11 protein-coding genes and 1 pseudogene are annotated in these 14,654 nt (G+C 45.8%); 6 read left to right on the top strand and 6 right to left on the bottom strand.

Annotated features, from left to right (window positions below):
* The first annotated feature begins 445 nt into the window (after window positions 1-445).
* Window positions 446-3,799 (top strand): annotated as a pseudogene (locus tag LEP1GSC052_RS06580) (efflux RND transporter permease subunit).
* 251 nt (window positions 3,800-4,050) lie between these two features.
* Here the strand turns inward: LEP1GSC052_RS06580 and LEP1GSC052_RS21210 are convergent.
* The 6 genes from LEP1GSC052_RS21210 to LEP1GSC052_RS06550 form a co-directional block, all read right to left on the bottom strand.
* The gene (locus LEP1GSC052_RS21210) at window positions 4,051-4,236 is read right to left on the bottom strand and encodes a hypothetical protein (RefSeq protein WP_010575004.1); all 186 of its coding nucleotides are present in this window, start codon (window positions 4,234-4,236) and stop codon (window positions 4,051-4,053) included.
* A 74-nt stretch (window positions 4,237-4,310) separates the two neighbouring features.
* Window positions 4,311-5,960 (bottom strand): outer membrane beta-barrel protein, encoded by a 1,650-nt coding sequence (locus tag LEP1GSC052_RS06570; RefSeq protein WP_020986599.1) that lies wholly within the window; start codon window positions 5,958-5,960, stop codon window positions 4,311-4,313.
* A gap of 196 nt (window positions 5,961-6,156) precedes the next feature.
* On the bottom strand, window positions 6,157-7,452 hold the full coding sequence (locus tag LEP1GSC052_RS06565) for a CCA tRNA nucleotidyltransferase (RefSeq protein ID WP_010575002.1): 1,296 nt from the start codon (window positions 7,450-7,452) through the stop codon (window positions 6,157-6,159).
* A complete protein-coding gene (locus LEP1GSC052_RS06560) occupies window positions 7,445-7,846 on the bottom strand; it encodes a hypothetical protein (RefSeq protein WP_420812822.1) in 402 nt (133 codons plus the stop codon). The genes LEP1GSC052_RS06565 and LEP1GSC052_RS06560 overlap by 8 nt, the downstream gene beginning before the upstream one ends.
* 40 nt (window positions 7,847-7,886) lie before the next feature.
* Window positions 7,887-8,276 (bottom strand): ribonuclease HI family protein, encoded by a 390-nt coding sequence (locus tag LEP1GSC052_RS06555; protein WP_010575000.1) that lies wholly within the window; start codon window positions 8,274-8,276, stop codon window positions 7,887-7,889.
* On the bottom strand, window positions 8,273-8,590 hold the full coding sequence (locus LEP1GSC052_RS06550) for a hypothetical protein (protein ID WP_010574999.1): 318 nt from the start codon (window positions 8,588-8,590) through the stop codon (window positions 8,273-8,275). The genes LEP1GSC052_RS06555 and LEP1GSC052_RS06550 overlap by 4 nt, the downstream gene beginning before the upstream one ends.
* A gap of 124 nt (window positions 8,591-8,714) precedes the next feature.
* On the opposite strand from LEP1GSC052_RS06550, the gene LEP1GSC052_RS06545 reads away from it, so the two are divergent.
* Genes LEP1GSC052_RS06545 through LEP1GSC052_RS06525 form a run of 5 tightly spaced genes read left to right on the top strand, consistent with a single transcriptional unit; the run spans window position 8,715 to window position 14,472 of the window.
* Window positions 8,715-9,482: an arginyltransferase gene (locus LEP1GSC052_RS06545; RefSeq protein WP_010574998.1), complete on the top strand. Its 768-nt coding sequence runs from the start codon at window positions 8,715-8,717 to the stop codon at window positions 9,480-9,482.
* A 57-nt stretch (window positions 9,483-9,539) separates the two neighbouring features.
* Window positions 9,540-10,268, top strand: a complete 729-nt coding sequence (locus tag LEP1GSC052_RS06540; RefSeq protein WP_010574997.1) for an SDR family NAD(P)-dependent oxidoreductase — start codon at window positions 9,540-9,542, stop codon at window positions 10,266-10,268.
* A 23-nt stretch (window positions 10,269-10,291) separates the two neighbouring features.
* Window positions 10,292-11,788 (top strand): FAD-binding oxidoreductase, encoded by a 1,497-nt coding sequence (locus LEP1GSC052_RS06535; RefSeq protein ID WP_010574996.1) that lies wholly within the window; start codon window positions 10,292-10,294, stop codon window positions 11,786-11,788.
* A gap of 3 nt (window positions 11,789-11,791) precedes the next feature.
* The gene (locus tag LEP1GSC052_RS06530; RefSeq protein WP_020985778.1) at window positions 11,792-13,321 is read left to right on the top strand and encodes a glycosyltransferase family 39 protein; all 1,530 of its coding nucleotides are present in this window, start codon (window positions 11,792-11,794) and stop codon (window positions 13,319-13,321) included.
* 17 nt (window positions 13,322-13,338) lie between these two features.
* Complete coding sequence (locus tag LEP1GSC052_RS06525; protein WP_010574994.1) at window positions 13,339-14,472, top strand: glycosyltransferase family 2 protein; 1,134 nt, start codon at window positions 13,339-13,341, stop codon at window positions 14,470-14,472.
* The last annotated feature ends 182 nt before the right edge of the window (window positions 14,473-14,654 follow it).

Below are 14,654 nucleotides of genomic sequence, written 5' to 3'. Positions count from 1 at the left end.
GTAAAATCCCAGTTTGACGGTTTCCCTCCTTTCTTTCCTTTTTCGGCCCATTCTCCCGAAGCGAATTTGATTTGGAATAAAAAGTGCTTGCGGTCTTCGTGGGATCCGCGAACGTTTTGAACCGTCAATTCGTTTGAATTCGTTAGATTCGATCGGACAAAGAAGAATCTCGATATCGTGGATCTTCTTTCCAAAGGTGAATTTGTTCGTTGGTTCGGCAAATTGAGCTTTTTTAGGATCGAATGACGGATTTTGTCGGGTATTTTGTTTTTGGAATCGGTAGGATTTCTCTCGAATTCATTTCGTACGTTCTTATATACATTTCGATCGTTTCGGATTTTCAACTTTCATTGAATCGTTTTCGAACCTCTTCCCCCCAAAAACACCCGAGTTTTTGACTTCAAAAAGTTTTTAATCCGCTTTGTCGGAAATAAGGAATGTCATTATGATACGCAGTTTACTCGAAGGCGTTCTGCGCTTTCGACTTGCCACATTGATCGCGTCCGCCGCGACGGTGGCTTTCGGGCTCTGGGCTTGGATCGATATTAGAAAGGAAGCGTATTCGGACATCGCCGATACGCAGGTTCGATTGATCGCCAAGTTTCCCGGAAAGGCCGCCGTGGAAGTGGAGGAACGGGTTACGATTCCGATCGAACGGGTTTTGAACGCGATTCCGAAAGTCGCGGTGAGAAGATCAAGAACGATCAACGGTCTCGTCGTGTTTCAGTTCGTATTCGAGGACGGAACGGACGATTATTTTGCGAGAACCCGTCTTCTGGAAAGGGTTCGCGACGCGGATATTCCCGCTGAAATTCAACCTTCACTCGGGCCGATGAGTTCTCCCGTCGGAGAAATTTTCAGATACGTCGTCGAAACCAAAGCCAATCACACATCGATGGAACTCCGGACCATTCAGGATTGGGTCATTATGCCCAAGATGCTCGGGATTCCCGGAATCGCGGACGTTGTCACCTTCGGAGGACTTCCGAAACAATATCACGTAGTGACGACTCCGGATAAACTTGTGCGATATCGGCTGACCGTCGGTGATGTGATCGCCGCGATTCAACGCAACAACCTCAACACGGGTGGAAATCTTCTCTTACAAGGAGAACAGGGATTTCCGATACGATCCTTGGGAGCGATCCGTGAACCGAGACATATCGAAAACATCGTCGTCAAAACCGAAAACGGAGTTCCGGTTTTCATTCGGGATTTGGGAAGCGTGGAAGTTTCGCATCCGATTCCGAGCGGGGTTCTCGGTTATACGATTCAGAACGATCAGGAAGGGTTGATCGACGTAGATTCTTCCGTTCAGGGTTTGGTCGCGATCCGTCGTTGGGGCGATCCGAACATCATGGGAGATCGGATTCGCGCCAAAGTAAAGGAGATCAACGAGAATTATCTGCCAGACGGGGTTCAGATGAGAACCACTTACGACAGAACCGATCTCGTAAATTACACGTTACGCACCATCGGCAAGACTCTCGTGGAAGGCGTGGTCGTGGTCAGTTTGGTGTTGATCTTTTTTATCGGAAGCGTAAAGGCGTCGATGGTAGTGGTCGCGACGATTCCGTTCGCGATGTTGTTCGCATTTTTACTGATGGATATCACCGGAATTCCGGCCAGCTTATTGTCGTTAGGCGCTATCGATTTCGGAATCATCGTGGACGGAGCCGTGGTGATGGTGGAAAATATCATGCGGCGTTATCGGGACGCGTCTCCCATCGATAAGAAAAAAGGAATTATCCGTTTTACGGTCGATTCCGCGTCCGAAGTGGGAACGGAAATCATCTTTTCCATTTTGATCATCGTTCTTGCGTATCTTCCGATTTTTTCTTTCGAAAGAATCGAAGGGAGATTGTTTAAGCCGATGGCGTTTACGATTTCCTTTGCGATCTTAGGGGCGCTTATCTTTTCGATGACCGCGATTCCAGTGATGATGTCTTATATCTATCGGAATTATTTCGAGTCGCCCAATCCCGGTCCGATCGAATGGCACAATCCGTTTTACGAATGGCTGGAACGGAAATACGAAAGAATGATCGAGTGGCTCGTCGAACGATCCAAACGCGTCGTGACGGTCTGTTTTTCGGTGGTGGGGACCTTACTGGTGTTAGGCGGTCTTTCCCTGGGAACCGAGTTTCTTCCCGAAATGGACGAAGGCGGATTCAACCTGAGAATTTTCTTTCCGGTCGGAATCTCTCTTCCCGAATCGAGAAAATTCATTCCTCGAATCAGACAACTCATCTATAAGAACGAACAAGTCAACGTGGTTCTTTCCCAGTTGGGAAGAAACGACGACGGAACCGATCCTCTTCCACCGAACCGTTTGGAAGTTCTTGTCGGTTTAAAGGATTACAACGACTGGAAGGAAAAAATCACCAAGACGGAACTTCTTCTCCGAATGAGAAACGACTTGGAAGCGGGGCTTCCCGGAGCAAGGGTGAGTTTTTCACAGCCGATCATGGATAACCTTTCGGAAGCGATTATGGGAACGATCGCGGATTTGGCGGTTTTCGTTTCCGGAAACGATCTCAAGGTGATGCGAAAGATCGCGACCGAAATTCTGGACATCGTAAAAGAAATGAAAGGCGCGAGCGAGTACGGGATCGAACAGGAAGCGGACAGTCCTCAGCTTACGGTTCGTATCGATCGGGAAGCGGCCGCTCGTTACGGAATCAACGTTAGCGATATTCAACAGATGGTGGAAGCCGCGATCGGGATGCAGAGGATCGATACTCTGTATGAAGGGCCTTCGGACATTCCTCCGAAAACACCGGCTCGATTCGGAATTGTGGTGCGTTTTTCCAAAGACTATCGTACTTCCCAAAGGGCGATCGAGAATATGCCGATCATTTCTCCCAAGGGAGAAAGAATTCCTTTATCCGAAGTGGCAAAGGTTACTCTGGAGGACGGACCGACGATGATCTTCCGTCAGGAAGGACGAAGAACGGTGACGGTCCGGACCAATATCCGAGGACGGGATCAGGGAGGTTTCGTCGCGGAACTTCGCAAAATCGTTCAGAAAAAAGTAAAACTTCCGGAAGGTTACGAAGTTCGTTACGGAGGACAATACGAAAACTTGTCCCGAGTAGGGACCCGTTTGGCGATGGTGATTCCTCTTACGATCGCGATCATATTCGGAGTTTTGTATCTACTTTATAAAAATCTAAAGTATGTCTACGTCGCTCTCGCTTGTATTCCGTTGTCCCTTGTGGGCGGAATTTATGCGCTTTTGATGCGCGGTTATTACTTCAACGTTTCGGGCGGGGTCGGTTTTATTTCTCTTTTCGGTATCGCTACGATGGCGGGAGTTCTTTTCGTTTCGAGAACGAATCACCTGCTGCATGACGACGACGAGATCAGCGTGAAGGAAGCGGTAAAAAAAGCGGCGGTCATTCAGCTTCGTCCTATGCTGATGACGATGCTTCTCGCTTTGCTCGGTTTGATTCCCGCGACCTTGGCATCCGGAGTAGGTTCCGACGTTCAAAGACCTCTTGCGACCGTGATCGTGGGCGGATTGTTTTCCGCGTTGTTTCTCGTGTTGACAGTGCTTCCTTCTCTTTACTTGATTCTTGTGGGAGAAAGGGAATACAGCAAACTCAAAAAAATGAAGGAGCAACCCTTGGAACCGTTTTCTTATCTGGATTAGTTGTCTTTGGAAGAATACGAGGACGAGTCCGAAACTTCTCAGAACTTCGAACCTAAGTCGGAAAGTAAAAAGTCTTCTTCGGTAAAAGCGAAGAAAGGAAAATCCGCGGGCGGAAGTTCGGGTAAGAAACCCAAGAAGAAGTGATCTTGTAGAATAGGGGATAAGATAACGGCCGCGAGCGAACGTCCGGTTTCGATTTTCAATGGATCGAAGAGATTGGGTAAGAATCGGGCCGTTGTCCTTTGTTCCGTTTCGTTTTGGATCGAATTCAATCCGATTCATTTTTAGAATTGGGGATTTTAAGAATTTCTAAATTAAAAAAATGGAAAGTACAAAGAAAGGAGTTGGCCGCAAACGCGAACGACTCCTTTCTTATTTTAAGGTTTTTGAAACGATCAACGGGCGACGAGATAATACTCCGAGATAAAAAGAAGTTGTTGTTCCGTAAGGCGGTTGTCCGCAACCTTCGAACTTCCCTTTACGGTTTCCTCGGAATCATTCGAACCCTTCCATACGATCGGGAACGCCGTTGAGACGGTCGCCGAACTTTTTGTTTTTTGTAAGAATTCTCTCAATCTCATGCTGATTTCTCTTTTAAAAAAAAGGCGCCCTTGGAGAAGAGCGCCTTTTGATACAAAGTGTTCCCGCTTTCGTCTTAGAACTTAGCGACAACCCCTAAAGTCATACCGTATTGGTGATCTTGTTTTTCACCTTTCTGGTCTACGAACTGTTTACCGGTCGCCCAGTCTCTACGAAGATCGAGTTTGATTAACAGGTTTTCGGTGAAGTTCCAAACAGGAGTCACAGTAAATGTTTTGTACTGTCCCGCGTTTCTGGTTCCACTGTAGTTTTTGTAATCGTCGCTCATTGCTTCGAGAACTTGTTCTTTGGTGATCGCGTATTGACCGAAAGTCGGGCTTGCAGCCAGAGCCGTAGCAACCGCGTCGGCAACCGCTAAATCGGTAGCTTTCTTGTATTCGCTGACGTAAGCGTTGGTTCCCATAAAAGGGTTGAACGTAGTCAACGCGCCGTTGTTGTGTTTGTCGTCGATGTATTCCGCACGAACGTTCACGCCCCAAGCTTCGTTGATCTTAAACTTCGCGAAGATACCGTAAGCTTTGTAAGTGGTCTTTACGTCGCGTTTGTTGTTCAATCCCCAGAAGAGAGTGTCCTTGTTGAACTGCTCCGCTCCGGTTGCGTCTACGTTGTAGCGTTTTTGATCCAAGCTGTTGTTTGCAAGAGCTCCGGATTTTTCACTCCAAGTGTAATCCAAGTCGATCGTAATCTTATCGGTAGGAGTGATCGAAAGGATCGCGTGGTTCATGAACCAGTAGTCTTTGTTGTATTGCGCTCTGTTCGGATTCGCAACGTTATACTTCGCGATGTTCGGATCGCCCAATGCGTTTGCTAATTCGGTTGCAAGAGCCGCCTTAGCAGGATCGACACGAGACGCCGCTCCGTCGCTGGAGTAGAGTGTGTTCCAAGTGATGGAAAGTTTGTCTTCGATCAATTGACCTTTCAACTGAGTTCCGACCGCCTTTCTTTCGGACTGACCTTCTACGAAGTAACTCTTACCGGCCGCGTTACCGCTGTAAGTCGGATCGGTAATGATCTGAGTCGGAGCCGTAGTAAAGTTCGCAGGAGAGTTATAACCGGTACCACCACCACTGTTGTAGATGTAGAAAGTTCCAGCCCATTTGTCTGTGAACTGAGTGGTTAAGCGAGCACCGGTGTGAATAAAGGGGATCGTATTTTGGAAGATCGCGCCTATCGAGTAGTTCGGGTTACTCATGGATTCGAGAACCTCGTACCCGATATGGGTTGCCATCTTACCGACGTCTAACGTCATTCCTTTTAACACGGGGAAATACATACTTACATATGCTTGTTTCAGCATGTTGTAGTTGTAGATGCTGTTGCTCTGAGAATATGGAGCTTCCTGAAACGCGTTGTTTTGACCGTTTTGGAAGTCGATTCTGAAACCCCAAGGCGAACTTTTCTCAGCGGCTTTTTGGATCGTAAGTGCGACCGCGTTTACCGCAAAGTTTTTGTTGCTGGTTTCGAAAGCACGGGTAGCATCAATGTCGTTTCCTTGTTTCGGATTGAGGTTGTACATATAGTACACGTCTGCGAATCCGGAAAATTCCACCTGATCATACCATTTCTTGTCTTCTGGCTCGGCTTTGGGAGCCGGCGCGGGTGCAACCGCCGCTTCTGCCGCTGGCTTCTTGGTCTGGGCAAAGACCTGTGAAGAACCTACGAGGCAGAGAACGGAAGCAACGAGGCTCAATGTTTTTGTTCTCATCATTCTCCTAAATCTCCTATGCCCATCTTATGCAAAATGCGTGCCATCGCTTAAATTTTGGAAATTAGCTAAAAAAACAGCATTCTCGGGTTAGATATTAGGGGTTAGGGTGCCTACAGAATAGGACGAAGGTAAATAACGGTGCTTTTTATTGGGACAAACGTCTAAAAAATGGGCACAAATTGCCCGCAAAGGATCAAGGGAGAATGGAGAGAAGGGACTCTTTTCGGTTTTCTTCCGGATTTTCCAGCACATGAGACAGAAGTTTTCCGAGCACCGTTCCGATTTCCTTAGGCGGCAGATTCGGACAAGCCCGGAGAATATCCTCTCCCCGAAGCGCCAATTCTGTGACCAAAAGGGCCTGCGGTTTTCCGAGTAGATCGATGATTCTTTCAAAATCGAAAAACGTCCGCAGATTGGGATCGTATGTATATGCAAGATTTAGAATGTGTTCGACTACAACTTTTAGATGATCGCGGCCCGCGTGCAAACAAGCCGGATGCAGTAGAAATTTTCTGAGATCGGAATCCTGAAGAACGTTTTTATTCTTCCAAGAAAGTAAGGACGCGAGCGTGGACGAAAAAAACAAAGAATCCTTTGTGTTCTGGTTGGAATAACGCAGATCTTTCATAAACTGTTTCGCGGAATTTCCGTCCTCAAAACTTCCGAACAGCCAAGCGTGTAAGAAGCTGAGCCTCAAACTCTGTGGAAATACCGGAAGTTCTCGGATTCTTTCTAAGACGTTTGCGTTTTCATTCGGATACAATGGTACGCTTGTGAACAATTCTAAGATGGAAAATTCACGAAACAAACGTAAGGAAGGGGCGGGGTCTTGGCTTTTTAAGGTTTTGTTCAGTTCGTCGTGAACCCTTTCTCTGGAAACCTTCGCCGTTATGTTTCTGCATTGGAGAATCGCTTTTGCAGTGTTACTTTCCAACGTAAATCCCAAACTGCTTACGAAACGAATCGCTCGGATCGGCCTGAGTCCGTCTTCCGTGAATCTTTCGATCGGATTTCCGATCGTTCGAATGATTTTGTTTTGAATATCTTCCAATCCGGAATGTTCGTCGATGAGAACTTTCTTTTCCAGATCGAGAGCGAGCGCGTTCATCGTAAAGTCTCTTCGTTTCAGATCCTCGCTTAAGGAAACTCCGAATTCCACGGTTTCCGGTCTTCTTCCGTCGATATAATCCGCGTCCTTTCGAAACGTTGTGATTTCGTAGGCCCGGTCTTGGATCAAAACCGTAACGGTTCCGTGTTTGATTCCGGTGGGAACGGTTCTTTTAAAAAGGGTAAGAATTTTTTCGGGCAACAAGGAAGTCGTGAGATCGAATTCATCGGGAACCTTGGAAAGCACGAGATCTCGTACGGATCCTCCGATCAGATAACATTCTCCGCCTTCGTCTCGGATCGTTTTCGTGATCCCGATCATGTCTTCCCGAAATCCTTCGGGGATTTTTTCGATCAGGGAAGAAGGATCGACTTCAATCATTTTGGATCATTTTTTTCCAGAGATTTCCGTATCGATTTTTGAGGGTCTTGTCGTTTTCCAAAATGGTATCGATTTTCTTTTTCCATTCGGGGTCCACGGTGATCTGGCTAAAAGGAAGTTCCGTTTTTTCGGAAAGAATGCGATCGATTCCCGCGGAAGTTTTTTCGGTCGCGAAATCGCAGAGATCCTTGGAATCGGCCGCTTCCTTTTGAGAAGATTCGGAAAGACAAAGAAGCAACATCTCCTCGAACTTTTCCTCTTTTTGAAGAGCGATCAATTTGTCCTTGAGCGATCGTCCGCAGGACAACGAAACGAACAGTACTGCGAAACTTACAAATAAAGAGGGAAGAATTCTTCTTTTAAAAAAGAAGGTCATAAAACGAAAAGAAACGATCTCTTTCGAAACGAAGGATTCGTTTTGAATCCGGGGATTCTTATTTTTGAAAGGCTTCGTTGGCGAGTTTGTCTGCGACGGAATTTTTTTCACGGGGAACATGGGTAATCTGGAAACTCTGTAAGGAAGAAACGAGTTTGTCCACTTCCTTTTTGTATTCCAAAAGATTGGGATGTTTGACCTTGTATCTTCCCGTAACCTGTCGGACCACGAGTTCGGAATCCATGTGAGCGTGTACGGACAAAAAGTTTCTGCGAATACATTCTTCCAAACCCTTTTTGAGGGCCGTCCATTCCGCGACGTTGTTCGTGGTTTCTCCGATCCTTTCGGAGATTTTAAATTCTTCCTTGTCCCCGTCGTATGCAACTACGCCGATCGAGGACGGTCCGGGATTTCCCTTGGAAGCTCCGTCGCAGAAAATCGTGATCAAGAATTTTTTTCCTTCCGAAACAGATCGATTGCGAATTGGATCGGTTTCCATACGAGCACGTAGAACAAAAGCAAACCGCCTTTTACGATTCCGCTTAAAAAGGTGAGAACGAATTCCAAGGTCCAGTTCGTGAAGGAATAAAACGCTTCCGGTTGAACGAGGGTAAACACGAAGGAAACGAGTCCGAGTCCGAGCAGAGTAAACTGCAGGATCGCATTTCCGATTAAAAAAGAAAGAAGACTGACAACGGTAAAGAATAGGGATAAGCGGAGTCCGCGTTTTTTGACTTCGAAGTTCATAAAAAGACTGTGCATCTGAAAGTTCTTTGATCCTGGCACGTGATTTGAGTTTAAAGCCATACTGAAAACAACCGTCTCTTTCGTCGAGTTTTCCCTAAAAAACTTTACGAGTCGGATACGATCTGTCATTCTTTCCTAGATGATCCGCCAAAAACTTCAAGACCTCGTGGATTCTCTTCCGATCAGTCCGGAAAGAAGTTGTTCTTATTATTCGGATCGTATGAGTCAGATTCAATATCTTCCGTTTCAAGGAGAGATCGCCAAAGAAGCCCTACAGTTTTTTTTCGATTCCGGTTTTCGTAGAACCGGAAACATTCTTTATCGAACTTCCTGCAACGGTTGCCGGGATTGTCTGAGTTATCGGATTCCTTTGGATCGATTTGAACCGAGTCGAAATCGAAAACGACTTTTAAAAAAGAACGAGGATCTCGTCATTCGTTGGAGTCCGCCCGAGTTATCGACCGAGAAAGAAATTCTTTACATCCGTTATCAAAGGGCGCGTTACGAAAGTTTTGTAAGCGGAGAATCGGATTCCGAACTCTTGGAAGGAATGCGTTGGAATCTTTTCGGAACTCCCGAAAATTCTCTGGAGATGACCTTGTCGTTGGACGGTAAGATTCTCGGCTTTATGATTTTGGATTTCGCTTCCGATTCTCTTTCGGCGGTTTATTCCGTGTATGATCCCGAGTTTCCCGATCGAAGTCTGGGAAGTTTTGCGATTTTACGTTCCATTCTTTACGCAAAAGAATTGGGAATGAAATACTATCATCTCGGCTACTTTCTTCCCGGACATCCCGATATGGATTATAAGAAATATTGGACTCCGGCTGAGATTCGAGAACCCGAAGGAAATCGTTGGACCTCGTTCGAGGAATTTCAAAAAAGTCACCGGGAGTTTTCCTGGTGAGAATTCTCCCCTAAATCATACTTGTCAGTTCCGTTTATTCCCGTAGAACGGATGAATATGGCAAAAAAAATCATCGTCGTAGGTGCATCGAGCGGTATCGGAAAAGAATTATCGGTTCTTCTTTTGGAACAAGGACATACGGTCACTCTGGTAGCCCGCCGTGACAAGGAATTGAAAACGATCGCGGCTCCTTTTAAATCAAACGCATTCATCATCAAACACGACGTCACCAACTTCGACCAAGCGGACTCGGCGTTTCAAAAAGCGGTGAAGTCCATGAAAGGTCTCGACGAGATTTATTTCGCTTCGGGAATTATGTACGACATCAAACCGGAAGAGTTCGACACCGAAAAGGATATCGCTATGTTGAACACGAATCTTCTGGGTTGTGTGGCTTGGCTCAATCCCGCGGCGAGTCTTTTTCAAAAACAAAAAAGCGGTAAGATCATCGGAATCTCTTCGATCGCTGGCGATCGCGGTAGAAGAGGAAATCCGGTTTACAATACTTCCAAAGCGGGAATGAACACCTATCTCGAAGCTCTGAGAAACCGTCTTTCCGTTTTAGGAGTTCAGGTTCTCACGGTGAAACCCGGCTTTATCGATACCGCGATGACGCAAGGTATGAAAGGTCTTTTCTGGCTGATCTCCGCGAAGGAAGCCGCGAGCATCATTCTCAAGGCCGCGGATTCGGGTAAGGAAAATATTTATGTTCCGGCTCGTTGGGGACTTGTGGGTCTGATCATCCGTTCGATTCCTTCCTTTATCTTTAAACGTCTTTCTATCTGAACCTGATTCAAAAGGGGAATATTATGGCAACGGCATCTAAGACTTCTCCCAAAAAGAAGGCTTCCGCAAAAACTTCGAAAGCGCCTTCGGTAAAAAAATCGAAGGTAGAACTTACGCTTCCCGAACCTTCCAAGGTGGAAGCGTGGGGAATGAATCATTTTTCTCTTTCTCCGGTCGTTTTTCCGGAAAAGGAAGAGGATTTTAAAAACATCTTCTCTTACGCGGATCAAAAAGGTTTGAAGCTTACGTTTCGAGGAGGCGGTTGTAGTTACGGAGACGCGGCCACGAACACAAAAGGCGTCGTAATCGATATCTCCAAGTTCAATCGGATTTTAGAATTCAATTCCAAAACGGGAATCATCAAAGCCGAATCCGGAGTAACCATCAAACAACTCTGGGAATTCGGAATCGAAAAAGGATATTGGCCTCCCGTAGTCAGCGGAACCATGTTTCCCACGTTAGGCGGCGCTTTGTCGATGAACATTCACGGTAAGAATAACTTCGCCGTAGGCCCGATCGGGGATCACGTTCTCGAGTTTACGTTTATGACTCCGGACGGAAAGGTTCACACCTGCACGAGAAAGAAGAATCAGGATCTGTTCTTTGCGGCGATTTCCGGTTTCGGAATGCTCGGAGCTTTTTTAACCGTAACGATTCAACTCAAACATATCTACGCGGGTAAGATGAAAGTATGGCCCGTGGTCAGCAAAAATCTTCAGGATATGTTCGACTACTTCGAACGCGAATATAAGAATTCGGATTATCTCGTGGGCTGGGTCGACGCGTTCGCAGCCGGAAGCGCATTGGGAAGAGGGCAGATTCACAAGGCGGTTCATCTCAAAAAAGGAGAGGACCCCGATTTTCCGGAAAACTGTAAATTAGAAAAACAGAATTTACCCAGCACCTTTCTCGGAATCGTTCCCAAGGCTTGGATGTGGCTTTTTATGTTGCCTTTCTCCAATAACCTCGGAATGAGATTGGTCAACTTCGCGAAATTCATTTCCGGTTATCTCACGAACAACAAACCGTATCTGCAAGGCCACGCGGAATACGCGTTTCTTTTGGATTATGTTCCGAATTGGAAGTTCATGTATAAACCCGGCTCCATGATTCAATACCAGAGTTTTATTCCGAAGGAGAATGCTGTGGATGCGTTTTCCGAAATTTTGAGAATCTGTCAGAAACGAGGAATCATCACTTGGCTCGCAGTATTCAAAAAACATAAACCGGATCCGTTTCTTTTGACACACGCGTTAGACGGTTATTCCATGGCGATGGATTTTCCGGTGACGTCGAGAAACCGTAAAAGACTTTGGGAACTCGCGGGAGAATTGGACGAAACCGTTCTTAAATTCGGAGGAAAATTCTACTTCGCAAAGGACAGCACTCTCAGGCCGGAGATCGTTCAACGTGCGTTTCCGAAAAAGAATCTGGAAACATTTCATTCTTTAAAAAAGAAACTCGATCCGAAAGGGATTTTGGAAACCGATCTTTATAGAAGAATCATGGGTATTTGGTGATCTATGAGTCGTGTGAACGCGTTTTTATCGGAAATCAAAAAGAATAAGGATTTAAAAGTCTTCATCGTTCTTTTTGCGTTAGGCGCGTTCTTTCGTCTTTTTCGTTTGGATCTTCAAAGTCCCTGGGAAGACGAACTGTTTTCCATCCGCGCTTCTTCGGAATCTTCCTTAAACGATCTTTGGGGCTGGATGAAGAACGATCCTCATCCGCCTTTGTATCAGACTCTTTTGTATTTCTGGTTTCAGGCTTTCGGTCCTACGATCTTTGTCGGAAGAATGCTCAGCGCGATCGCGGGTCTTGTCGTTCCTCTTGCGTTTTATGCGTTGGCTCCATCCGGTTTAAGCGGAAGAATCAGGGTTTCCGTGTCCGCGTTGCTCGCATTGTCCACCGGTTTGATCTATTATTCTCAAGAATTGCGTTCTTATAGTCTTTTGATTTTGTTTTGTACGATTCAGCTCGCGTTCGTTTTAAGACTTTCGTATCCGGAAAAAGGTAAAACGGAAGAATCGGGAAGCGAGAAAAACGCCGAAACGGAAACGAAGCGGATTCTTAGAGTTTACTTGAGTATATTAGGAATTTCTTTATTAGCTTCTTATACTCATTTTTTCGGATTCATCTGGTCGGCTTCGGTCTTTCTCGGAATTTTTATCACGGAATGGATCATTCAAAGAAGGTTTCCAAAAGTTTCTTTTGGTTTCGGAATTCTATTCGGCGTTTTGTTCTTACCCGCGTTGTATCTGTTGTTCAATTCCAATAAGATCGGAATCGCTTCTTGGATTCCGGAAGCGGGATTCACCGCATTTATCGTCTTTTTTGATTTGGTCTTTCATTCCGGAATTCTCAAAAAATTCATTCCCGGAATCGTCGCGTCTTTGGCTTTGCTCGTGGGTTTTGCGTCCTTGTATTTCCAAAAAAAGGAAACCGATGTAGAATCCACGGACTTGGAACCCGCGCATAAAAAATCCTCGATCGTATTGATCGTGATTCTGATCGTGTTTTCGATCGTTCTCGGAATTCTTTCTCAGGTTCAACCTTTGATCACCGCGAGAAATCTTTTGGTTACGGCGCCCGCTTTGTATTTTTTGGTTACGACCGCATTCTCCCTTTTTCCCATCTACAAAGGAAGAAGGTTGGAATCGGTTTTGATTCTGATTTCACTCGTGTCGCTTTATTATTTTACGCGTTATTATTATAAGCCGTATAAGGAACAGTGGAGAGAAAGTTCGAAATACATTCTTTCCATGCTCGAAGAACGTCCGAAAGAGTTTACGCTTCTTTGTTCCTCGCATACGTACAACATGGAATATTTTTTGAAGACGGCAAAGATCGAAGGTGTGACTCCTAAGATCTATTCCAAGGAAGAAGCCGAACTTTTTATCAAGGATGCGTCCCGAAAAGACTTAGTGATTTTGGAAACGTCTTGGAAATATTTGGACATGGACGAGATCGGAACCTTGTTTCCTCGAGACAAATTCGATCGAACCGATCAGCTGTTCTACGGAATGAAAGTCATCGTTCTCCGTAAAAAATAATCCCGGAATTATTTATTATGAAAAAAAGAAATATCACCTATGTAATCCCGTGTTTGAACGAGGAAAAAACGCTTCCTCTCGTTTTGGAAAAACTCGTTAAACTCAAAAAAGAATTAAAACAGTACAACGTCGAAATTCTGGTTTCCGACAACGGAAGCGAGGACAAGTCCGTGTCGATCGCGAAAAAATACGGAGCGAAGGTCGTTCACTGCAAGGAAAGAGGATACGGCGCGGCTCTGAATTTCGGAATTACGAACGCAAGCGGGGAAGTCGTTCTTTTTGCGGACGCCGACGATACATACGACTTTCTCGAATCTCCGGCGCTCCTTGCCGAAATCGAGAAGGGTGCGGAGTTCGTAATCGGTTCCCGTTTGGACGGAAAGATCCATAAGGGTGCGATGCCGTTTTTGCATCGTTATCTCGGAACCCCGGTCATCAACTGGATTATTAATGTATTATATTCAAAAAAAGGAAACCGTGTCAAGGACGCAAATTCCGGCTTTCGTTGTTTTCTAAAAAAGAAATATCTGGAATGGGAAATTGAAAGTACGGGAATGGAGTTCGCATCCGAGATGCTTGTGAAAGCGCTTCGAAGCGGTGTAAAACTTTCGCATGTTCCGATCAGTCTGCATCCGGACGTTGCCGGTCGAGTTCCTCACTTGAGAACTTGGAGAGACGGGATGAGACATCTTTTGCAGATTCTGATCCATTCTCAGCAGCTCTTTTATTATACAGGGTTTGCGCTTTTCTTTTTGGGTTGGGCGGTTACGATCCTCGGTTACTTTACCGGCATCGTTGCGATCGGTCCGTTTCATATTTTCGGAATTCATTCTTTGACAGTTTCCTTGCTCGTTGCAACCTTGGGACAGACCGTTTGGGCGATCGGGCTTTTTCTTGCCGCTCGTAAGATTCCGGAACTCGGTCTTTATTCTAAGTTGAATCTGTTGTCCGAAGATCTTCTATTTTGGTATTCCGCGAGAATGATTCTGTTCGTAATTTTGCTTTTCGCGTTTATCGTTTTCCGTTGGTGGAGAAATTCCTTTCAAGTTCTCGATCTGGAAAAAGAAATTTTGATGATCAGTTTTTTAAGCGTTCAGATTTTGAATCTGATCGGGCAAACGATCACGGCGCATTTGTTAAAGCGGACTTAATCGGGAAGGAAGGGGCAGGCTTGCTACTGTCCCTACAAGCTACGTCGTAATTTTCGCGGCCCCACCCTTGTTTTGGGTTGGGGGGCGAGGTGGTGGGAATTTCCGACAAGTCCCTCACTACCACAGAATCCCCGTTTTCACAACAAAAAATCCGGCATCCTGTCGGAACACTTCCGAAATTT

The sequence above is a fragment of the Leptospira kmetyi serovar Malaysia str. Bejo-Iso9 genome (assembly GCF_000243735.2).
GTDB lineage: Bacteria > Spirochaetota > Leptospiria > Leptospirales > Leptospiraceae > Leptospira > Leptospira kmetyi.
Note: the sequence above shows the minus strand (reverse complement) of the source record. Positions and strands in the feature narration are given on the sequence as shown.

Excerpts from the sequence above, each read along its gene's own strand:
- LEP1GSC052_RS21210 (WP_010575004.1), bottom strand. The coding sequence starts at position 4,236 with ATGAGATTGAGAGAATTCTTACAAAAAACAAAAAGTTCGGCGACCGTC.
- LEP1GSC052_RS06570 (WP_020986599.1), bottom strand. The coding sequence starts at position 5,960 with ATGAGAACAAAAACATTGAGCCTCGTTGCTTCCGTTCTCTGCCTCGTA.
- LEP1GSC052_RS06565 (WP_010575002.1), bottom strand. The coding sequence starts at position 7,452 with ATGATTGAAGTCGATCCTTCTTCCCTGATCGAAAAAATCCCCGAAGGA.
- LEP1GSC052_RS06550 (WP_010574999.1), bottom strand. The coding sequence starts at position 8,590 with ATGCACAGTCTTTTTATGAACTTCGAAGTCAAAAAACGCGGACTCCGC.
- LEP1GSC052_RS06545 (WP_010574998.1), top strand. The coding sequence starts at position 8,715 with ATGATCCGCCAAAAACTTCAAGACCTCGTGGATTCTCTTCCGATCAGT.
- LEP1GSC052_RS06540 (WP_010574997.1), top strand. The coding sequence starts at position 9,540 with ATGGCAAAAAAAATCATCGTCGTAGGTGCATCGAGCGGTATCGGAAAA.
- LEP1GSC052_RS06535 (WP_010574996.1), top strand. The coding sequence starts at position 10,292 with ATGGCAACGGCATCTAAGACTTCTCCCAAAAAGAAGGCTTCCGCAAAA.
- LEP1GSC052_RS06530 (WP_020985778.1), top strand. The coding sequence starts at position 11,792 with ATGAGTCGTGTGAACGCGTTTTTATCGGAAATCAAAAAGAATAAGGAT.
- LEP1GSC052_RS06525 (WP_010574994.1), top strand. The coding sequence starts at position 13,339 with ATGAAAAAAAGAAATATCACCTATGTAATCCCGTGTTTGAACGAGGAA.